The organism is Geodermatophilus siccatus (assembly GCF_900103785.1).
Classification (GTDB): Bacteria; Actinomycetota; Actinomycetes; order Mycobacteriales; family Geodermatophilaceae; genus Geodermatophilus; species Geodermatophilus siccatus.
This window is the reverse complement of sequence record NZ_FNHE01000011.1, coordinates 58,890-78,372: the sequence shown is the minus strand read 5'-3', so window position 1 is coordinate 78,372 and position 19,483 is coordinate 58,890. Positions and strand designations below refer to the sequence as shown.

Annotated in this window: 24 protein-coding genes and 1 pseudogene; 15 read left to right on the top strand and 10 right to left on the bottom strand. The window is 73.3% G+C overall.

What is annotated here, in order from left to right; all coding sequences use genetic code 11:
- Positions 1-85 precede the first annotated feature (85 nt).
- Together BLS21_RS19075 and BLS21_RS19070 are read left to right on the top strand one after the other, a co-directional pair.
- Positions 86-766: an AzlC family ABC transporter permease gene (locus tag BLS21_RS19075; RefSeq protein WP_091222188.1), complete on the top strand. Its 681-nt coding sequence runs from the start codon at positions 86-88 to the stop codon at positions 764-766.
- Positions 763-1,083: an AzlD domain-containing protein gene (locus tag BLS21_RS19070; RefSeq protein ID WP_091222187.1), complete on the top strand. Its 321-nt coding sequence runs from the start codon at positions 763-765 to the stop codon at positions 1,081-1,083. The genes BLS21_RS19075 and BLS21_RS19070 overlap by 4 nt, the downstream gene beginning before the upstream one ends.
- A gap of 15 nt (positions 1,084-1,098) precedes the next feature.
- On the opposite strand, the gene BLS21_RS19065 is transcribed toward BLS21_RS19070, so the two are convergent.
- Positions 1,099-1,557 carry a winged helix-turn-helix transcriptional regulator gene (locus BLS21_RS19065; protein WP_245700572.1) on the bottom strand — a complete coding sequence of 153 codons (459 nt, stop codon included), beginning with the start codon at positions 1,555-1,557 and terminating at the stop codon, positions 1,099-1,101.
- A 95-nt stretch (positions 1,558-1,652) separates the two neighbouring features.
- Between BLS21_RS19065 and BLS21_RS19060 the strand changes: the two genes are divergently transcribed.
- Together BLS21_RS19060 and BLS21_RS25280 are read left to right on the top strand one after the other, a co-directional pair.
- On the top strand, positions 1,653-2,135 hold the full coding sequence (locus tag BLS21_RS19060) for a GNAT family N-acetyltransferase (RefSeq protein ID WP_217636208.1): 483 nt from the start codon (positions 1,653-1,655) through the stop codon (positions 2,133-2,135).
- A gap of 16 nt (positions 2,136-2,151) precedes the next feature.
- A complete protein-coding gene (locus BLS21_RS25280; protein ID WP_175479645.1) occupies positions 2,152-2,295 on the top strand; it encodes a hypothetical protein in 144 nt (47 codons plus the stop codon).
- 3 nt (positions 2,296-2,298) lie between these two features.
- On the opposite strand, the gene mug is transcribed toward BLS21_RS25280, so the two are convergent.
- The 3 genes and pseudogenes from mug to BLS21_RS19040 form a co-directional block, all read right to left on the bottom strand.
- Complete coding sequence (mug, locus tag BLS21_RS19055) at positions 2,299-2,808, bottom strand: G/U mismatch-specific DNA glycosylase (protein ID WP_217636207.1); 510 nt, start codon at positions 2,806-2,808, stop codon at positions 2,299-2,301.
- Positions 2,805-3,323: pseudogene (locus BLS21_RS26260) on the bottom strand (UGSC family (seleno)protein). Before BLS21_RS26260 ends, mug begins: the two are co-directional and overlap by 4 nt.
- On the bottom strand, positions 3,320-4,714 hold the full coding sequence (locus BLS21_RS19040) for a thioredoxin domain-containing protein (RefSeq protein ID WP_091222174.1): 1,395 nt from the start codon (positions 4,712-4,714) through the stop codon (positions 3,320-3,322). The pseudogene BLS21_RS26260 and the gene BLS21_RS19040 overlap by 4 nt, the downstream one beginning before the upstream one ends.
- Before the next feature lie 84 nt (positions 4,715-4,798).
- Here BLS21_RS19040 and BLS21_RS19035 point away from each other — a divergent pair, with 84 nt between their 5' ends.
- The 6 genes from BLS21_RS19035 (at position 4,799) to BLS21_RS19010 (ending at position 10,313) form a co-directional block, all read left to right on the top strand.
- The gene (locus BLS21_RS19035) at positions 4,799-6,394 is read left to right on the top strand and encodes a SigE family RNA polymerase sigma factor (RefSeq protein ID WP_091222171.1); all 1,596 of its coding nucleotides are present in this window, start codon (positions 4,799-4,801) and stop codon (positions 6,392-6,394) included.
- 91 nt (positions 6,395-6,485) lie between these two features.
- Positions 6,486-7,115 carry a dihydrofolate reductase family protein gene (locus BLS21_RS19030; RefSeq protein ID WP_091222499.1) on the top strand — a complete coding sequence of 210 codons (630 nt, stop codon included), beginning with the start codon at positions 6,486-6,488 and terminating at the stop codon, positions 7,113-7,115.
- A gap of 509 nt (positions 7,116-7,624) precedes the next feature.
- Positions 7,625-8,275: a DUF4352 domain-containing protein gene (locus BLS21_RS19025; RefSeq protein ID WP_091222168.1), complete on the top strand. Its 651-nt coding sequence runs from the start codon at positions 7,625-7,627 to the stop codon at positions 8,273-8,275.
- Between the two features lie 766 nt (positions 8,276-9,041).
- Complete coding sequence (locus tag BLS21_RS19020) at positions 9,042-9,308, top strand: DUF732 domain-containing protein (protein ID WP_091222165.1); 267 nt, start codon at positions 9,042-9,044, stop codon at positions 9,306-9,308.
- 209 nt (positions 9,309-9,517) lie between these two features.
- A complete protein-coding gene (locus tag BLS21_RS19015) occupies positions 9,518-10,021 on the top strand; it encodes a hypothetical protein (protein ID WP_091222163.1) in 504 nt (167 codons plus the stop codon).
- A gap of 88 nt (positions 10,022-10,109) precedes the next feature.
- Positions 10,110-10,313 carry a hypothetical protein gene (locus BLS21_RS19010; protein ID WP_139177211.1) on the top strand — a complete coding sequence of 68 codons (204 nt, stop codon included), beginning with the start codon at positions 10,110-10,112 and terminating at the stop codon, positions 10,311-10,313.
- Here the strand turns inward: BLS21_RS19010 and BLS21_RS19005 are convergent.
- On the bottom strand, positions 10,310-10,537 hold the full coding sequence (locus BLS21_RS19005) for a hypothetical protein (RefSeq protein WP_091222158.1): 228 nt from the start codon (positions 10,535-10,537) through the stop codon (positions 10,310-10,312). The two genes, BLS21_RS19010 and BLS21_RS19005, sit on opposite strands and share 4 nt — an antisense overlap.
- A 115-nt stretch (positions 10,538-10,652) precedes the next feature.
- On the opposite strand from BLS21_RS19005, the gene BLS21_RS19000 reads away from it, so the two are divergent.
- Positions 10,653-11,105, top strand: coding sequence for a hypothetical protein (locus BLS21_RS19000; RefSeq protein ID WP_091222156.1), 453 nt, complete (start codon positions 10,653-10,655; stop codon positions 11,103-11,105).
- A gap of 32 nt (positions 11,106-11,137) precedes the next feature.
- Here the strand turns inward: BLS21_RS19000 and BLS21_RS18995 are convergent, their stop codons facing one another.
- Positions 11,138-11,341: an MBL fold metallo-hydrolase gene (locus BLS21_RS18995; RefSeq protein ID WP_245700570.1), complete on the bottom strand. Its 204-nt coding sequence runs from the start codon at positions 11,339-11,341 to the stop codon at positions 11,138-11,140.
- Positions 11,338-11,778: a YybH family protein gene (locus tag BLS21_RS18990; protein ID WP_217636206.1), complete on the bottom strand. Its 441-nt coding sequence runs from the start codon at positions 11,776-11,778 to the stop codon at positions 11,338-11,340. Before BLS21_RS18990 ends, BLS21_RS18995 begins: the two co-directional genes overlap by 4 nt.
- Positions 11,779-11,860: 82 nt before the next feature.
- Between BLS21_RS18990 and BLS21_RS18985 the strand changes: the two genes are divergently transcribed.
- The 3 genes from BLS21_RS18985 (at position 11,861) to BLS21_RS18975 (ending at position 14,553) form a co-directional block, all read left to right on the top strand.
- Entirely contained in the window at positions 11,861-12,244 is a 384-nt protein-coding gene (locus BLS21_RS18985; protein WP_217636205.1) for a nuclear transport factor 2 family protein, read from the top strand.
- Positions 12,245-12,311: 67 nt separating this feature from the next.
- Positions 12,312-12,911, top strand: coding sequence for a TetR/AcrR family transcriptional regulator (locus BLS21_RS18980; protein WP_175479644.1), 600 nt, complete (start codon positions 12,312-12,314; stop codon positions 12,909-12,911).
- A gap of 13 nt (positions 12,912-12,924) precedes the next feature.
- Entirely contained in the window at positions 12,925-14,553 is a 1,629-nt protein-coding gene (locus tag BLS21_RS18975) for an MDR family MFS transporter (protein ID WP_245700568.1), read from the top strand.
- Positions 14,554-14,646: 93 nt separating this feature from the next.
- On the opposite strand, the gene BLS21_RS18970 is transcribed toward BLS21_RS18975, so the two are convergent.
- The 3 genes from BLS21_RS18970 to BLS21_RS18960 form a co-directional block, all read right to left on the bottom strand.
- Positions 14,647-15,408, bottom strand: a complete 762-nt coding sequence (locus tag BLS21_RS18970) for a GAF and ANTAR domain-containing protein (RefSeq protein ID WP_091222148.1) — start codon at positions 15,406-15,408, stop codon at positions 14,647-14,649.
- Between the two features lie 156 nt (positions 15,409-15,564).
- Positions 15,565-16,251 carry a response regulator gene (locus tag BLS21_RS18965; protein WP_091222146.1) on the bottom strand — a complete coding sequence of 229 codons (687 nt, stop codon included), beginning with the start codon at positions 16,249-16,251 and terminating at the stop codon, positions 15,565-15,567.
- Positions 16,248-17,876, bottom strand: a complete 1,629-nt coding sequence (locus BLS21_RS18960; protein ID WP_091222141.1) for a sensor histidine kinase — start codon at positions 17,874-17,876, stop codon at positions 16,248-16,250. The genes BLS21_RS18965 and BLS21_RS18960 overlap by 4 nt, the downstream gene beginning before the upstream one ends.
- Before the next feature lie 152 nt (positions 17,877-18,028).
- On the opposite strand from BLS21_RS18960, the gene BLS21_RS18955 reads away from it, so the two are divergent.
- A complete protein-coding gene (locus BLS21_RS18955) occupies positions 18,029-19,465 on the top strand; it encodes a cation:dicarboxylate symporter family transporter (protein ID WP_091222138.1) in 1,437 nt (478 codons plus the stop codon).
- Positions 19,466-19,483 lie beyond the last annotated feature (18 nt).

Genomic DNA, 19,483 nt, shown 5'->3' with positions numbered 1-19,483 from the left:
CTCCCCGGCGAGGGGTCCTGGCAGGGTCGTCGCGACGCCGTCGTCCGCACGGGGCCCGGCGGACCGGAGCGGGGAGGACGGCGGCGTGGTGGGCGGCGGACACGGGTCGGCGGAGCAGAGCAGGAGCTGGCGGGACGGGCTGCGCGACGGGGCGCCCTACGGCGCCGCGGCGTTCGTGCTGGCGGTGTCCTTCGGGGTGGTGGCCACCGACGCCGGGATGCCCGCGGTCGCCGCGATCGTGATGTCGGCGCTCGTCTACTCGGGCTCGGGGCAGTTCGCCGCGCTCGGCGTCGCAGGCTCCGGCGGGGGCGTCGGGGCCGCGGTCGGGACCGCCACCCTGGTCAGTTCCCGGTTCCTGCCGATGGGGTTCGCACTCGGACCCTCGCTGCGCGGCAGCCGGCTGCGCCGCGCGCTCGAAGGCCAGGCGACGGTGGACGCGTCCTGGGCGATGGCCGCCCGCGGCGACGGCCGGTACGACCGCGAATACCTCTTCGGCCACTCCGCGGCGCAGTACGTCCCGTGGGTGACCGGCACGGTCGTCGGGGTCTTCGTGCCGGTGCTCGACACCCGTGCCCTCGGCCTGGACGCCGTCTTCCCGGCGTTCTTCCTCGCGCTGCTCGCGGCGGAGGTCCGCGACCGGCTGCGACTGGGCGTGGCCCTGGCCGGCGCCGGGGTCGCGCTGGCCCTCGTGCCGGTCGCCCCACCGGGCCTGCCGGTCCTGGCAGCGAGCGCCGTGGCACTCGTCGGGCTGCGGGGGCCGCGGTGAGCCCGTCGACCTGGTGGCTGCTCATCGGCCTCTGCGTGCTGACGACCGCGCTCACCCGCGGGGCGGGCCCGGCCGCGACCGGCGGGCGGGAACTCCCCGCACCCGCGGTGCGGGTCGTCGTCCTGCTGTCCTCGGCGCTGCTGGCTGCGCTCGTCGTCACCTCCGCGCTGGCCGACGGGAGCGAGCTGCGCGTCGGGGCGGACACCGCCGGCGCGGCGACCGCCGGCGTGCTGCTGTGGCGGCGGGCGCACCTGCTCGTCGTCGTCCTGGGAGCCGCCGCGGTCACAGCGGGCCTGCGCGCGCTGGGTGTGGACTGAGCCGAGCGGCCGGGCTCAGGCCCGGGAGCCCCGTGGCACCGGTCGGACGTCCCGGGCGCCGCTGAGCTGGTGCCCGGCCTCGCACACGAGCACCTGGTGCACCGGCTCGCCGCAGTCGCGGTGCCGCAGCTCGAGGGCGGCCTCGCCGTCCTCGGCCAGGTACTGGTCCCCCCACCTCATCAGGGCCACCAGGACCGGGTGCAGGTCGACGCCCTTCTGCGTCAGCCGGTACTCGTGGCGCTGCCGCTCCCCCTCGGCCTGGTACGGGACCCGCCGCAGGATGCCCTGCTCCACCAGCGTGTTGAGCCGGTCCGTGAGCACGGCCCTGGGCGCGCCGAGCACCCGCTGGAAGTCGGCGAACCGGCGCACCCCGAGGAACGCCTCGCGCAGGACCAGCAGGCTCCACTTCTCGCCCACGACGGCCAGCGTGCCCGCGACCGAACACCGCGACCGGTCCCACAGCGCCTCGCTCACGTCCCCAGCATATCCGGCTGAGTTCACTTGACGAACTCACTCGACGGGAGCAGAGTTCATCACACGAACCCAGGGAGGCCGGGATGGATCTGCCCGTGACGACCAGGCCGGTGCGGCCGGACGACGCCCCGCTGTTCTGCCGGCTGTGGGAACGGCTCTCCCCCGAGACGGTCTACCGGCGCTTCCACGCGCCGCTGCGCTCCCCGCCGGTGGACGTCCACCGGCTGGTCGAGGTCGACCACGACCTGCGCGAGGCGCTCGTGGCCGTCGTCGGCGGCGAGGTGATCGGGGTGGCGCGCTACGACCGCTCGCCCGCCGACCCCGCGACCGCCGACGTCGCCGTGGTCGTCGAGGACGCCTGGCAGGGCGTCGGCGTCGGCCGCCAGCTGCTCGCCGAGCTGACCGAGCTGGCCGGACGCCGCGGCGTCCGCAGCCTGACCGCCGACGTCCAGGCCGACAACGACCGCGTGGTCGGGCTGGTCCACCGGCTGCTCCCCGGCGCGCGGCTCACCCCCGAGCACGGCGTCTACGCCGTGCACAGCCCCCTTCCCCGCGCGACGGTGCCCGCCGCCGCCTGATCCGAGAGGAACGCCCGTGTCCCGTCTGCGCACCGCCATCGCCGAGCGCCGCCGCACCCGCGCCCGCCTGCGCGAGGACCGCGCCTTCGAGCGGCTGCTCGCCCGCGCCCCGACCGTCGAGTCCGCGCACGAGCTGCGCGCCATCTCGACCCGCCGCTGACGGTCAGCCGGCGAGCGCCGCCTCCCGCAGCTGCCCGTACAGCCGCGCCAGGTCGGGCAGCTGGTGGTGGGCGTTCAGCCCGCTCGGGTTGGGGACCACCCAGGTCGCCGCGCCGCCGACCCGCTCGGGCTGGGGCCCGATCGTCGCGCGTGGCCGGTCGAAGCCGATCCGGTAGGCCGTGATGCCGAGGACGGCGAGCACCCGCGGCCGGTACCGCGCCACCAGCTCGCCCAGCGCCGCGGCCCCGGCCCGCAGCTCCTCGGGGGACAGCTCCGCGGCGGTCCGGGTCGGGCGGTCGGCCACGTTGGTCACCCCGAGGCCGTGGTCCAGGAGCTGCATGTCCTCCTCGGGCCGCAGCAGCCGCGGGGTGAGGCCCGCCCGGTGGATCGCCGGCCAGAAGCGGTTGCCCGGGCGGGCGAAGTGGTGCCCGCGCTCGGCCGACAGCAGCGACGGGTTGATGCCGCAGAAGAGGACGTCGAGGCCGGGGGCGATGACGTCGCGCAGCGGCTTCACCGGGCCGCCGTGACCGCGGCGACCACCGCGGGGTAGGCGGCGTCGGCGGCGGCACGCAGTTCGTCGTCGGTGCGGTCCTGCACCGGGTGCGGCACGAGGACGGCGGGAGCGGGGAACCCGAGGGCCCGGCCCTGGACGAGCGCGGCCTCGGCGAAGGCCTCGCTGGCGAGGAAGACCCCCACCACGCCGCGGCGCTCGAGGTCGGCGATGTCGTGCACACTGCACGACGTGCACGAGCCCTAGTCGGCGAGCGCCTCGATGACCACCTCGCAGTGCTCGGCGATCTCGTGCCGCAGGTCCACGGGGGCGGGCCGGGCGAAGGTCGGCTTGCGGTACCGGAGCACCCGCACCCCGTCTGCCCGCAGCAGCTCCTCCAGCCGGTCCAGGACGACGTCCCCGCGGGCCTTGCTGATGTCGAGCAGGCCGACGGTCCGGCCGCGCAGCGCGTCGGGCCGGGGCAGCAGCTCCCGGGTCGCCGGCCTGCGCTCGCCGGTCGGGTCCAGGACGGTCCTCACCCGCGCACCTCCCTCGTCACGGGGACGCTCCCCGTCTCGCCGGACACCCACCCGCCGATGATCGCGCTGAACAGACCGGCGTCCCCGCCGGCGTGCGTCACGAGCAGCCCGCCCGGGCGGAACTTCGGCAGCTGCTCGGCCCCGACGCCGGGCGGCAGCCCCTCGGCCATGCCCCCCGCCCCCCGCACCAGCTCGCCGGCCGGCAGCTGGAGCAGCCCGTCGAGCTCGGCGAGCAGGCGCGCCCGGTCCCAGCCCGCCTCGCGGAACACCTGGCCGTGCTCCGGGGAGACGACCAGCATGGCGTCGAAGGCCATCGGCAGCTTGGGGTGGGCGTTCACCCGCAGGCAGGCGGCGAAGCTGCGGGCCAGCGACTCCGGGTCGCGGCTGAGCTGGTCGACCACCGGTTGCACCCCGGCGCCGGCGAACACGGTGACCGCGTCCCCGGGCATCCCGCGGTCGGCGGCCAGAGGGGCGAAGGGGCTGTCCTCCTCCCGCTCGGCGAAGCAGCAGGTGTACTTGCCGGGGTTGCCGAGCGTGGCCCGGTCCACCTCCCCGGGCCGGCCGCCGCCGACGTTGCGGACGACGAGCTGCAGCGCCCGGCCGATCGTGGCGTTGGCCCGGTTGCCCTGGCCGAGGGCGTTGACCCCGCTGTTCATGCCCACCCGCCGGGCGACCGGGCCGTTGACCACCACGACCGGGCCGGAGAAGTAGGTGGTGGCCAGCAGCCCGTGGAGGGCGAACTCCTCGGCGCAGGCGGCCTCCACCGCGGCGAGCACCACCGGCAGGTGCTCGGGGAGGCACCCGGCCATCACCGCGTTGACCGCGACCTTCTCCACGGTGCACGCCACGAGGTCCGGCGGGACGACGGCGACCACCTCGCGCGGGTCCCGCGTCGTCCCCCGCAGCAACCGCAGGACCCGCTCCGGCGTCGGCGGGACCACGGGCAGCCCGTCGGTCCAGCCGCGGTCGAACAGCGCCTCGTGCTCGTCCTCGAGGTCGGCCAGCGCCACCCGCCGGCTGGCCAGCCCGTCGCCGTAGCGGGCCTCCAGCTCGTCCACCCGGGACGGGTCCACCGACAGGGACCCGCAGCCGGGCCGGTGCTCGGGCAGCCCGGGACCGAGCCCGGCGGCCCCGGTCAGCTCCTCCCACTGCTCCCGGCTCCACCCCACGACCCGGCCCGTCTCCCGACCGCCCTCGACGCGCAGCAGCGTCGGCACGGTCTCGATGCCCAGCCGGTACGACAGCTCCAGACCGGTGTCGTCGCCGTCGAACCAGTCCGGGTCGTCCTGGCACCACACCGCGGCACCCAGCCCGCGCAGCACCGGCTCCACGAGGGTGCACGTCGGGCAGTCCCGCTTGACGACGGCGACCAGTCCGTCGGGTAGCTGCACGTCTGCTGACGCTAGCCCCGACGACGGGCCCGGACGACCGCGGAGCGGGAGACCAGGGCTCCTGCACAGCGCACACTGGCCGGCATGACCGAGGGTGCCGACGCGGCCTTCCGCCGCTTCGTCGCCGCCGAGCGTGCCGGCCTGCTCGCCGAGGCGCTCCGGCTGACCGGCGACCCCGACCGCGCCGAGGACGCCGTCCAGCGCGCCCTGGCCCGCACCCGGCGGCACTGGGGACGGCGCGGCACCGATCCCGCGACCACCGCCGCCGACGCCCTGCACGCCGCCGCGTCGCCGCGCGGGGACGGGCAGGTCCTCGAGTCGCTCGACGACCGCCCCCGACCCGCACCCGTCCCGCCCGCGCGCTGGCGCCTGGACGCCGACGCGGCGGCCACCGACGCCCTCGGCCGCGCCCGCCGGCAGCGCCGGGTCCGCACCGCCGGGACCGCCGCCGCGGCCACCGTCACCGTGGCCGCCGCCGCGCTGGTGGTCCCGCAGCTGACCACGGAGCCGCCCGCCCCACCGGATGCCCAGCAGCAGGCCGCCGACGTCCCGGTGCTCACCGAGCCCACCCGCGGTTCGCTCGCCGGCGACGCCGCCTTCGTCGAGGCCGCGCGCCGCGCCGACTGGGGCCCGCTGACCCCGCCCCCGGTCGAGGACCGCCGCGTCGTCCTCGCCACCGACACCCCCGACGGCCGGGTCGTCCTGCTCGCCGGCACGGTCGACGAGGACGTCCGCGGCGTCTGGCTCACCGGCCCGGTGGGCGCACCGCCCGAGCAGCTCACCCGCCACGTCCCGCAGGACCTCGGCCCGTTCCGGCCGGCGTCGCTGCTGGTGGGCGGCCCCGGCCCGGCGACCCTCGTCGTCCTCACCGCCCCCGGCGACCGGGTCGAGGTCTCCCCCCGGCTGCAGGTCGGCCCGCGCGGCACGGTCGGCCGCCGCTACGAGCCGGTCCCGGCGGACGACGGCCTCGCGGTCACCGGGGTGCCGACGACGACCGGCGGTGCCGGCACCAGCGTCCGCGTGCTGCGCGACGGGCAGCCGGTGTACCGCGCGGGCGTTCCCGGCACCGCGCTCCCCGCCGACGTCCCACCCCTGGAGCCGCTGCGCCCGGCGACCGCTGCTCCGGCCGACCGGCTGGTGACCGAGGCACTCACCGACATCTCCGTCCCGCTGGGCGCCGAACCCGCCGAGCTGCAGCCGCAGCTGCTCTGGTCGGGCGGCCTGCCGATGCCCGAGGTGCCGGGCAGCGTCGCCGTCGTCGTGGGTCGCAGCCCCGGCGGCGGGCTCGTCGTCACCACCCGGGCCGGGCAGCTCGGCAGCACCGGGGCCGGGCGCACCGTCTCGTGCGGTGTGCACACCCCGCCGGGCACCACCGACGTCGCCGGGCTCGTCGTGGCGCGGATCTGCGACCTCTCCTCCCCCGAGACCGAGCCGTCCGACGCCGGCCGCTGGCTGGTCGTCACCGCGCCCGCCCCGGCCACGGCCGCCGCCGTCCTCGACGAGCGCGGCGGCGTGCTCGCCACCGTCCCGCTGCCCGACGGCGGCGGGGTCGCCCTCCTCCCGGCCGGCGCCCGCGAGGTGCGCACCCTCGACGCGGCCGGGCGGGCGCTGGCGGAGGTGCCGATCAGCGCCGTCGCCACCGAGCCGTTCGGCGACTACGGCTCCGGCGAGGTCGGCTAGGACCGCAGCGCTCAGTTCGCCGGCGTCCACCGGTCCACCCCTCGACCGAGTCGACCGACCCACCGGGAGCGGGCCATGGGGCCTCGTCCACATCGAGCTGTTCGCGACCCTCGACCTCGTCGGGCAGGCGCCCGGCGGCCCCGACGAGGACCCGGCGGGGTTCCCGTTCGGCGGCTGGCAGGCGCCCCTGCTGGACGAGGTCGCCGGGGCGCAGGTCGGCGCCGCGTACGAGGGCACGGACGCCCTCCTGCTCGGCCGGCGGACGTATGAGATCTTCGCCGCCTACTGGCCGCACCAGGAGGGCGGCCAGGACGGCGACATCGCCACGCTGTTCAACCGCGTGCCGAAGTACGTGGCCTCCCGCGGCAGGCCCGACCTCCCGTGGGCCGGGTCCACGCAGCTCGGTCCGGACCTGGCCGGCGCGGTGCGCGAGATCCGCGACCGGCACGAGCACGTGAAGGTCGTCGGGAGCCTGGACCTGGTGCAGACCCTGCTGCGCGAGAAGCTCTTCGACCGTCTCGACCTCTGGGTGCACCCGATCGTGCTCGGCGTCGGGAAGAAGGTGTTCGACGGCGGCGCGGTGCCCACGAACGTCACGCTCCTCGAACCGCCGGTGGCCAGCCCGCGGGGCACCGTGTACCTGCGCTACGGGCTCGCCGAGGGCACGCCCTTGACGGGGGACATGACCGCACCCGACCGCGGTGTCGGGCGCGACGATTGAGGCCGCTCCACGCCAGGGCTGTCCGGTGTCGCCGGTGGCGGATCCGCTCGGTCGGCATCCCGTCACGGCGTCGTCAGTTCGGGGTGCCGACGCTGGGGGTCGCGCGTCTGCGGCGGTGCGGGCGGTGCTGATGGCGTTGGCGGTGCCAGCGTCACCGCAGGCCACAGGCCCGATCCACGACTGCGGTGCCGGGCCCTGTCCCGCGGATCATGCCCGTCGCGACTGCTGGTCCAACCGTGTCCTTGGGCGGCCCACTCGAGGTCGTCCAACCCGTCGGCCGGGCGGGCGCGCTCAGATCGACCAGGTCGGCGGGATGGTCGTTGCGGTCGTACGTCCTGGCAACACGTGCCATCTTTCTCGGGGGGGATTGTCGAAGACGGTTCATGACCGGAGGAGATCCAGAACTTAGTCTGACGAAAGCACCAGCCTGGCCGTAGATGATCTGCTGAGCAGAGGGCTCTCAAGATCAAACATCTGCGTCACTCAGAGTTCTCGACGGGGGATCCTCCATGTCTCATCCCACTCCTCCTCCTCAGTTTGCCGACCCCAGGAGCGCGAAGGCTCAGGCGAAGGCTGAGAAGGCGTACCGCAAGGCCAGCCGGCCCTTCTACAAGAAGAAGCGCTTCATCCTTCTCGCGGTCATCGCTCTCATCGTCATCATCGCCATCGCCACCAGTGGCGGCGGCGAGAACAGCTCGTCCTCGTCGTCCTCTGACGGCGGCTCGTCTTCGACTGGAGGCGGCTCGTCGGAGAACGCGGTCAACGCGGTGGGCCTGAACCAGCCGGCTCAGGACGGCAAGTTCGAGTTCACGGTGACGAGTGTGGATTGTTCTCAGAACACGCTCGGGGAAGCCCCGGTGACCAAGACGGCGCAGGGGACCTTCTGCCTCGTGTCGCTCACCGTGAAGAACATCGGCAACGAGGCCCAGTTGCTCGATGCCAGCTCGCAGAAGGCATTGGACGCTGCGGGCAAGGAGTACTCGGCGGACAGCAGCGCCGCGGTGTACCTGGGGGACACGAGCACGTTCCTGAACCAGCTCAACCCCGGGAGCACGGTCGACGGGCAGATCGCTTACGACGTCCCCGTCGGGACCCAGCTCACCGCGCTTGAGCTCCACGATTCGCCGTTCTCTGGTGGCGTGACGGTCAACCTCAGCTGATACCTCGACACGCACGAAGCCCCCGTTCCGGTCAGCCGGGGCGGGGGCTTCGTCGTTGAGGCCGCACCTTTCCGGGCCTGGTGAGAGACGAGGGACGGTCTTGGCATGTGTGCGTCTGAGGCCGCCCACCGTCCCTGAACGGCCCACCTAGGGACAGCGGCGTCACCGCATCACGAGTGGCGCAGGAGGGCTTCTGGTGCACAGCGGAACGGCATTCGGCCGCTCCCCGTGCTCCAACTCGTAGACACACTCGCTGCACTCCACGCCGTCAATCGCTGGCGTGCCGGGATGCTCACGCCAGTTGTGGCCGCAGGAGTGCAGTTCCCGTAAAGGCGGAGACGCCGTCGCCAACGGGTCCAGGATGCGCACGAAGCAACCCCATGGCCGCCCCGGGCGGCCGTACCTGGGCCGCTCACTCAGAGCTAGCTCGGGTACTCCGGATACGGTTGTCCCGTCTCTCACTCGGAGCCACCCTCCGGGACGGCAGCGGTGGTCGGCGCCCGTAGTCGGACCGCGTCGGGCTCTCAGGCCGTAGGGTTTGGCTCACAGATCCAAGGCTGTCACGCTACTTTCGCTCAGCAGTCCTATCCACCAACTGAAAGCCCGTCCCCGTCCACATGTACACCTCCTCGACGGACACGTCAGGACAGCAGTTGGGTGCGAGCGAGCTGTACGAATCTCCCCGAAGCACCAGCGCACCGCTTCTTCCAGACATTGAAGCGGAGCCGCGCAGTGCAGCGGGCCCAACAGCGTCGAGGGGAAGACGGTGCAAGCCGTCGAGGCTCTCCAGCCCGACCCCGACGCCTTCCTCGCGGAGATGCGGAACGAAGGCCTGGTGCCCTGCTACGGCACCGCTGGTGAGGTTGAGGGCTTCGGCCAGTTGATGTGCGACGCGCTGGCACAGGGGCATTCGCCTGACTGGATCCGGGGCATCGGCTTGGAGAGCGGCATCAACGACCGGGACTCCGACACCGTGCTGGATGCCTCCATCACCTTCCTGCGCCCCGAGCACGGCGATCAGCTGGAGAACTGAGATGGATCGCTTGGTGCTCGACTCGCGCATCGTGATTCCTGCATCAGACGGGGTGACGCCACTTCTATTGATTAGCTCGGACGGGATCGACTGTCCGAACCCTCATCTACTGGATGAGGTTGGCAGGGCCCTATGGCGTCGACTGAGACGACCTCTCCGGCGACGCTAAGCCACATCCGATCACGGTCAAGTAGAAGGAGAATGGACACATGAAGACTCGACTGCTCGTACTCGTCGTCGCATTGTTCGCGGCGATGACCGGCACTGCTGCGGCAGACCCTCCCGTTCCTCAGGGTGAACAGCGAGACGCCAGCCTGTGCCGGGACGGCGGGTTCGCCGTCCTCCGTCCGGTGCTGGACGGCGTCATCATTGGCCCGAACTTCACGGACCAGAGGTCGTGCGTTCAGCACGTTGCTCACGGCGGAGCCCTCGCTGCCGTCTTCACCGTGCAGCAGGACGTCGTCACACTCGACAACGGGTGCGAACTGACCCCCACGATCGGACTGGACCAGCAGAACGTCATGTCGACCGGTCAGGTGGTGGACTTCACCTGGCGGATCGACGGCAAGGTCGTGTCGAGCGGAACGTTCCTGTTCACTGAGGAACCGCAGACCCTACAGAGCCAGTTCATCCCCTTCGGGTCTATCGGGGAACTGATGGTCGAGGGCTTCCCGCTCATCAGCTTCAACCCGGTGACCCACTGCGGGGGCTGATCTGACACAGGAAGAGGCCCTCTCCCGGCAGCGTAGGGAGAGGGCCTTTGTGCTGTTCAGGACTGTCGATGGCTCTTACCCTCCCCGCATGACGATCCGCTGGTTGACCGACGCCGACCGACGGGACATCAGGAACGCCCAGGAAGAGGTTGAAGTCCTCTCCGAGCTGATGCGCAGGTACGCCCCGCCGCACGTCATGACCCCGGAGGAGCGGGAGCGGGCCATCGCCGACTACCGGGCCCACGGGGAGCGACCGAGCGGCCTGCCGATCGACCCGAACCGGCGCGGCTAGGCCGCGTCGGGACGTGGGACCAGGTCGACCTCCGTCCCCCTGCGGGTGGGGCGGTTGCGCACATCGAACGTAGGACGCGTGCGGTCGGTGACGCTGATCCGGCCGTTGGGATAGATCGTCACCTGGACGTCGTCGGTCAGCCGCCACATGCGTCGGCCGTCCGGTGCGGTCAGGGTGGGCTCGACCAGCTCGAAGTAGGTGGGGGCCGGGGTCAGCTCGGGCATGGTGCGGGACGCTCCGCTCCCGGTCTGAGCGTCGTCAAGGGATGGGGCCTCCGTAGACTCCATGCCGCTCCCAAGCGAAGCGGTTCCCAGAGGTCGGCTACCTAGACTGCTGACCGTGGTCATGCAGCTACTCACCGCCCTGGTGCCGCTCGCGGTGGCCTTCATCCCGATCCTGCGGTGGCCTACTCTGCCGCGACGCATCCGTGAGCACGCCGCGTTGTTGAAGGACGTACCTGAGGACGTCGCCGGGCCCCTGAAAAGGACCCTGGCGGCCGAGATCGAGCAGTTGGCACGCCGGAACTGGCACATGCTGGACCGGCGTACGGCCCTCTACGTCTACTTCCTTCGCGCTGGGCTGGTTCTCTTCATCATCGTCGTACTGTGGGGCTACGGGGTCTTCGTGCCCGTCCTCTACGAGTTGGCTCCACCGGAGGATCGGCCGTCAGTTCCGCTGTTCGTGTGGATCTGCGCGATCGGAGCCGTCCTCGGGTTCTGGACGGTCGCCTGGGTCCTCGGCAGGAGGAGCCGGAACAGGAGGCGTCCCTTCCCATCTGGCAGTGGTGAGTGACCTCGGCTTCGATATCTGTGCATCAGGAAGCACTAGCAGCCGTGGAAGTGGGTCAGGCAGATCCGGGTGACCGCGCTGCTCGCGACGCCGGCCAGCAGCATCTGCCGCTGCGTTCCCTCACCGGGGTCGAACAGCAGCCCCTCGCCGTCCCAGCGCAGCAGGTAGCCGTTGTGGTTGCGCATGCGGGTGGGCGCCTGGCTGGCGGTGCCGAGGACGACGAGCTCGCGGACCGTCACCTCCCGAGCCTGAGCCCGGGAACGGCTCGACGCAGCGGGAACGAGTGGTGCTCGTGCGCGACCCGCCACCGGCCGCCCTCCCGGCGCAGGCCGAGGGTCAGCCGCAGCCGGTGTCCGGGGTGCTCGGCCACCTCGTCCCCGGTGCCGCAGCGCAGCAGGGCGTACGCCCAGGCGACGTCCGCGCCGGCGGTCACGGACAGCTCGACGACCTCGAACGCCGCACCGAAACGCTGCCAGTCGAAGAACGCCGGCCAGGTCTCCCGGTGGGCGTCGAGGCCGCGGACACCGTCCTCCGGCGGCGGGACGTCGAACACGACGACGTCCTCGGTGTGGTCGGCGAGGACGTCGTCCAGGTCGCCGGCGTGCACGGCTCGCGCCCAGCGGTGGATCAGGTCCCGGACGGCGGCCTCGTCGTCCCTCGGATCGGTCGCGCTCACGACGGTCAGACCGGCGCGGGCACGCCGACTCATCGCCGGGCCCGCGGTGCGTCCCTTCGGCAGGACCGGTCACGATGGCGCCGTGGCGGAACTCGGAGACGACGTGCAGGCGGTGCTCGCGGCGGAGGACCGTCGCTACCGGGCCATGGTGGACGGCGACCTGGACGCGCTCGAGCAGTTGCTCGCCGACGGGCTCTGCTACACCCACTCGAGCGGCACCCGCGACACCAAGGAGCAGTGGCTGGCCAAGCTGCGGTCGCGGCACTACGTGTACCGCCGGGCCGAGCACCCGGTCGACCGGGTCGAGGTCACCGGCGACACCGCGATCGTCGTCGGCCGGATGACCGCGGTGGTCGACGTCGCCGGCGTCCCGAAGACGCTCGACAACCTGGCCCTCGCCGTCTGGACGCGTGCCGGGGGCTCGTGGCGGTTGCTGGCGTACGCGCCGACGCCACCGCAGGCCTGACGCGCGGTGATCGACGCGACATCTTCTGCACGGTCCGCAAACTTGCAGACCATGCAACGATGGCTCGGTGACCACCGGGCTCCGCGAGCGGAAGAAGGCCGCCACCCGGTCGGCGCTCCACGAGGCCGCGCTGCGGCTGGTGGCCGAGCGCGGCCTGGACGGCGTCTCGGTCGACGACATCGCCGCCCGCGCCGACGTCTCCCCGCGCACCTTCTTCAACTACTTCGCCACCAAGGACGACGCGGTCCTCGGCCTGGACCCCGCCGAGCTGCGGCGGACGGCGCAGGCGCTCGCCGGGCGGCCCGCTGACGAGTCCACCGTCGCGGCACTGCGCGCCGTCCAGCGCGAGCAGGCCGAGGAGATGGCGCGCGAGACCGAGCTGTGGCCGCTGCGGCTGCAGGTCATCGAGGCCAACCCCGACCTCGTCGGCCGGCTGGTCACCCACTTCGGCGAGGCCGACCGCGCCCTGGCCACCGCCGTCGCCGAGCGCACCGGCACCGACGTCGACACCGACACGCTGCCCACGCTGCTGGCGCTGACCAGCGGCGCGGTGATGCGCACCGCTCTGCACCGCTGGCTCACCAGTGGCTTCACCGACTCCCTGCCCCGCCTCGTCGACGAGGCGTGGGACGTCCTCGCCCGCGGCCTGGCCGCCCTCCCCCACTGACCCGAGGAGCCCTGTGCACGCCCCCACCCCGACCGCGACGGACGACGCACCGCTGTTCGTCCTCACCCGGCGCCGGATCAACCTGGTCTTCTCGGCGCTGATCGCCGGGATGCTGGTCTCCAGCCTCGACCAGACCATCGTCTCGACGGCGATGCCGACCATCGTCGGCGACCTCGGCGGCGTCTCGCACATGGCCTGGGTGACGACGGCCTACCTGCTGGCCAGCACGCTGGTCATGCCGATCTACGGCAAGTTCGGCGACCTGTGGGGACGCCGCAACCTCTTCCTCGTCGCGATCGCGCTGTTCACCGCCGCCAGCGTCGGGGCGGCCCTGTCGACCGACTTCACCTGGTTCGTCGTCTGGCGCGGGGTGCAGGGCCTCGGCGGCGGCGGGCTGATGATCCTGTCGCAGGCGATCATCGCCGACGTCGTCCCGGCCCGGGAGCGCGGCAAGTACCTCGGCCCGCTGGGCGCGGTCTTCGGCCTGGCCGCGGTCGCCGGCCCGCTCGTCGGCGGGTTCTTCACCGACCACGCGAGCCTCGGCTGGCAGTGGTGCTTCTGGATCAACGTCCCGGTCGGCATCGCCGCGCTGGTCATCGGCTGGTTCGCCCTGACGCTGCCGCGCAAGCGCAACACCGAGCCGGTCGACTACGCCGGCATCGCCACCCTCTCGGCCGCCACCACCTCGCTGGTGTTCTTCACCGACTTCGGTGGCGACCGCGGCTGGACCGACGGCTGGACCCTGGTCCTCATGGCCGTCTTCGCCGTGTCGGTGCTCGCCTTCGTGCTGGTCGAGCAGCGGGCCGTGCAGCCGATCATCCCGCTGTCGCTCTTCCGCAACCCGACCTTCGTGGTGGCCACGGCGCTCGGCGCCGCCATCGGTCTGGGCATGTTCTCGGCGATCGCCTTCATGCCCACGTTCCTGCAGATGGCCTCGGGCACCTCGGCGGCCAGCTCCGGCCTGCTGATGCTGCCGATGATGGCCGGTCTGTTCATCACCGCCATCGGCTCGGGCATCGCGACCACCAGGACCGGCCGGTACAAGGTCTTCCCGATCGCCGGCGTGCTGGTGATCGCCGCGGCGATGCTCTGGATGACCACGCTGTCCGGCGACACCTCGCTGGTCACCATCTGCACGATGCTGTTCGTCATGGGCCTCGGCCTCGGCCTGGTCATGCAGGTCGTCGTCCTCGTGGCGCAGAACGCGGTCTCCCCGCGCGACCTGGGCACGGCCACCTCGACCAACAACTACTTCCGCGAGGTCGGCGCCACCCTGGGCGTCGCCGTCTTCGGCACGGTCTTCACCAACCGGCTGGCCGAGAACCTCACCGGCGCCCTGCAGGACAACGCCCAGCAGGCGGTCGCGGCCGGCATCACCTCGCCGGACAGCCTGGTCCCCCAGGCGGTCGAGGCCGCCGGCGAACCGCTCCGGACGGCGATCGTCGACGCCTACGCCGGCGCCCTGGCCCCGGTGTTCGGCTACCTGCTGCCGGCCTTCGCCGTCGCGCTGCTGCTGGCGCTGTTCCTCCGGGAGATCCCGCTGTCCGACGTCGCCGGGCTGGTCGCCCGCGGCGAGGCGGTGGCCGGGGACGACGTCGACCGCAGGGACGACGACGCGCGCGAGGCCACCCCGGCGCGCTGACCCTGCCGTCCGGTGGCGATCCCCCGGCCCGGCGGGCATGCCGACCGGGCGCCTGGCGCGGTGGGTGCGCCGAACCGGCACTCCGGCGGGCGGTCAGGGACCCGTGCCCTCGAGCAGGTCGGCCGCCGGATCGCCGTCCCCCGGGAGCTCGCCGGTCCGCACGAGACCGGCCGCGACGTCCTTGACCCTGGAGTCGGCGTACCTCGCCACCCGGGCCAGGACCTGCCGCGCCTGCTCGGTCGTGAGCCCGTGGCGCTCCATGAGCATGCCCGTGGCCCGCTCGACGACCGCGCGCGACTCCACCCTGCGCTCGAGGTGCTCGACCAGGTCGCGGGCCTCTTCGTGGGCGTACATGTTCGCGGCCACCACCGAGGCGTAGCCGGCGAACCGGACGGCCGCCGAGCGGCTGGCCTCGTCGAAGGCGTTGGGCTTGCGGGCGTACAGGTTCACCGCCCCCGCGATGCCCTCGGTGATCGGCAGCGGGACCGACAGGGAGCTGAGCATGCCCTGCTCGACGGCGTACGCCGTGTAGTCCGGCCACCGCGTCTCGGCCTGGGCGTCGGCGATCTCGACCACCTCCCCGGTGCCGGCAGCGTGCAGGCAGGGTCCGTAGCCGCGGGCGTACTGGCTCTCGTCGCAGGCCCGGGCCAGCTCTCCGGTGAACACCGACGTGCCGGGCCGGTCGTTGATGAGCAGGGACACCGAGGTCTCCGGATCGCCGGGCACGACCTCACCGGCCAGGTCCGCCACCGTCTGCAGCAGGGACCTCATGCAGTGCTCGCGGAGGCTCAGGCGGCCCAGCCGCTCCAGCGCCTCGACCGGGTCGAGGGGGTCCGACGGTTCGGGGTTCGCCATGGCGTCGACCTCCGGTCGTCCACCGCAGCGGCTGGGCGACCCAGGTCCGGGACCCCGGGAGCCGGGGCCGGTGGTCGGGTACGCCGCGGGAGTGACGCACGAGGAGCGCGGGGCCCGCCGCTCGGGTCCACGCTACCGCGCCCGGGTCATCGCGGCTCAGCGCCAGCGGTACTCGAGCTCGGGGCGGCCGGTGCCGCCGTAGCGCGGCGCCCGGTCGACCAGCCCGGTGTCGGCGAGGTACTCGAGGTAGCGGCGGGCGGTGATCCGCGAGGCCCCGATCAGCTCGGCGGTCTCCGCGGCGGACAGCCCCGCGCCGGCGGCGCGCACCGCGGCCACGACGGCGTCGAGGGTCTCCCGGCCCATCCCCTTGGGCAGCGGCGCCGGCCGGCTGGGGCGCACCCCGCCGAGCACGCGGTCGACGTCGTCCTGCCCGGCGGCGTCCCCGCCGGCGTGCAACCGCGCGTGGTAGTCGGCGTACGCGGCCAGCCGGTCGCGCAGCGCCGGGTAGGTGAACGGCTTGAGCAGGTAGCCGACGACGCCGTGGGCAGCCGCGGCGCGCACCGTGGCCAGCTCCCGCGCCGAGGTGACGGCGAGGACGTCGACCTGGGCGCCGGCGCCGCGGATCCGCCGGCACAGGTCGATGCCGTGGCCGTCGGGGAGGTTCATGTCCAGGAGCACCAGGTCGACCGGCTGGCGGGCCAGCGCGTCCAGGGCCGCGGCCCCGGTGCCGGCGACCGCCGCGGTGGTGAAGCCCGGCGTCCGGTCGACGTAGGCGCGGTGCGCCTCGGCGGCGACCGGCTCGTCCTCGACGACCAGCACCTTGATGACGGGGACACCGATCACCGGGGCACCGCCGGTACGCCGACGGGCAGGGTGACGGTGAACAGCGCCCCCGGGCCGGGTCGCACGGTGAGCGTGCCGCCGTGCCGGGCGACGGCCTGGGCGACCAGCGCCAGCCCCAGCCCGCGACCGAGCCCGGTGGGCGCGGCGGTCGTCTCCTTGGTGCTCCAGCCGCGCTCGAACACCCGCGGCAGGTCCTCCTCGCGGACTCCGGGGCCGGTGTCCTCGACCCGGATCTCCAGCCGCTCGCCGTCGACCTCGGCGGCGAACTGCACCTCCCGCGGCGGGTCGCCGGCCAGCGCGGCGTCGATCGCGTTGTCCAGCAGGTTGCCGACGATCGTGACCAGGTCGCCGCCGGGGATGCCGGTCTCCCCCACCGCCGTCCCCGGGTCGACCTCCAGCAGCACGCCGCGCTCGTGCGCCGTCGCGGCCTTGCCCAGGAGCAGCGCCGCCAGCACCGGGTCGCCCACGGCGTCGACCACCCGGTCGGTGAGCTGCTGGGCCGAGGCCAGCTGGGCGGTGGCGAAGTCGATCGCCTCCTGGGTGCGGCCGAGCTCGACCAGCGACACGGTGGTGTGCAGCCGGTTGGCCGCCTCGTGCGCCTGGGCGCGCAGCGACTCGGCGAAGGAGCGCACGCTGTCGAGCTCGCCGGTCAGGGCCTGCAGCTCGGTGTGGTCGCGCAGGGTCACCACCGCCCCGGCCGAGCGGCCCTCCGGCCGCGGCGGGGCCTGGTTGACCACCAGCACCCGGGTGCCGGTCACGTGCACCTCGTCGACGGCGGTGCGCTGCTGCCCCAGCGCCGCGGTCAGCTGCGGGGGCAGGCCGAGCTCGCCGACGTGCCGGCCGGTGGGGTCGTCGGTCAGCCCGAGCAGCCGCCGCGCCTCGTCGTTGACCAGCTGCACCCGCTGCTCGTCGTCCACCAGGAGCAGGCCCTCGCGGACGGCGTGCAGCACGGCGTGGTGGTAGTCGACCATCCGCGCGAGCTGCGCCGGGGACAGCCCGTGGGTCTGCCGCCGCAGCCGCCGGGACAGCGCCGCGCTGCCCAGCGCGCCGACGGCCAGCGTCGCGGCCGCCGTCCCGAGGATGCCGGGGACGGCGGCGGCGAGGTCCTCACCGATCGCCTCGACGGTGACCCCGGCCGACACCACGGCCACCACGTCGCCGTCGTCGTCCACCACCGGGCCGGTGGCGCGCACCGAGGGGCCCAGCGTGCCGGTGTAGGTCTCGGTGAAGGTCTCGCCCTCGAGCGCCGGGCCGATCGTGCCGATGAACGGCTTGCCGATCTGCGTCGGGTCGGGGTGGGTGAACCGGGTGCGGTCGGGCGCCAGGACGGTGATGAACGAGGTCCCGGTGTCGGCCCGGACCTCCTCGACGTAGGGCTGCAGCACCGCCGTCGGGTCCGGCCCGGTCACCGCCGAGCGGACCAGCGGGGAGTCGGCGAGACTGGCGACGATCGCCGTGGTCTCCTCCGCGGCCGCCTGGCGCACCGCCTGGCGGGCCTCGAGATAGGCGACGGCGGTCATGGTCAGGACGACGACCACCACGACCAGCGCCTGGAGGAGGAGCAGGCGCCGGGCCAGGCTCGCGTCGCCACGACGGCGGTGCGAGAGGAAGGCGGGGACGCGCACGTCCGCGAGTGTCCCGCGTGCGGAGCCCCGCGCCGCGACCGGCGTGTACGCAATGAACGAATGCGTGACGGCGGTCACCGAGCACCCGCACCGTTTGTGCAGTGGCCCCCATCACGGGCCGCCCCCATCCCCCGGATCCCCCAGGAGCAGTCATGGCCTCAGGCACCGTCGCTGACGCGCCACCGCCCGCGAAGCGGCGGGACCGCACGCACTGGCTCTACCTCGCCGTCATCGGCGCGGTGCTCGCCGGCATCGCGGTCGGGTTCGCCTTCCCCGAGTTCGCCGTCTCGCTCAAGTGGCTGGGCACGGCGTTCGTCGCGCTGATCAAGATGCTGATCGCGCCGGTCATCTTCTGCACCATCGTGCTCGGCATCGGCGCCATCCGGCAGGCGGCCAAGGTCGGTCGCATCGGCGGCCTGGCGCTGGGCTACTTCGTGCTGATGTCGACCATCGCCCTGGCGATCGGCCTGGTCGTCGGCAACATCCTGCACCCCGGTGACGGGCTGCAGCTCTCCGACGAGCTGCGCGGTCAGGGCGCCCAGCTGGCCGAGACCGCTCACGAGAGCGGCGGGACGACCGAGTTCATCCTCGGCATCATCCCGACCACGCTGGTCTCGGCGCTGACCGAGGGGTCCGTGCTGCAGGCGCTGCTGATCGCCCTGCTGGTCGGCTTCGCCCTCCAGTCGATGGGGCGCGCGGGCGAGCCGGTCCTGCGCGGCATCGGCCACTTCCAGAAGCTGGTCTTCCGCGTCCTCGCGATGATCATGTGGGTCGCCCCGATCGGTGCCTTCGGCGCGATCGCCGCCGTCGTCGGCGAGACCGGGATCGACGCGCTGAAGAGCCTCGCGATCATCATGCTGGGCTTCTACGCGACCTGCGCCGTCTTCGTCTTCGTCATCCTCGGCCTGATCCTGCGCCTGGTCGCCAAGATCAACGTGTTCTCGCTGCTGAAGTACCTGGGCCGCGAGTTCCTGCTGATCGTCTCCACCTCGTCGTCGGAGACCGCCCTGCCGCGGCTGATCGCCAAGATGGAGCACGCCGGTGTCAGCCAGCCGGTCGCCGGCATCGTCGTCCCGACGGGCTACTCCTTCAACCTCGACGGCACCGCCATCTACCTGACGATGGCCTCGCTGTTCATCGCCGAGGCGCTGGGCGACCCGCTGTCGATCGGTGAGCAGATCGGGCTGCTGGTCTTCATGATCATCGCCTCGAAGGGCGCCGCCGGGGTCACCGGCGCAGGCCTGGCCACGCTGGCCGGCGGGCTCTCGGCCCACCGTCCGGAGCTGCTGGACGGCGTCGGCCTGATCGTCGGCATCGACCGGTTCATGTCCGAGGCGCGGGCGGTGACCAACTTCGCGGGCAACGCCATCGCCACCGTGCTGATCGCCACCTGGACGCGGGAGCTCGACCGCGAGCAGCTGTCGGCGGCGCTGTCGGGCAGCAGCCCCTTCGACGAGGCGACCATGCTCGACGACCACCACGGCGGCCCGTCCGACGCCGAGCTGCCGTCCGACGCCACCAACGCCGGCCCCGGCGAGCGCGACGCCGGCGACGCGCAGCGCAAGCTGGCGGAGTCCTCGGTGCGCTGACGCAGCACCCGGCACCCA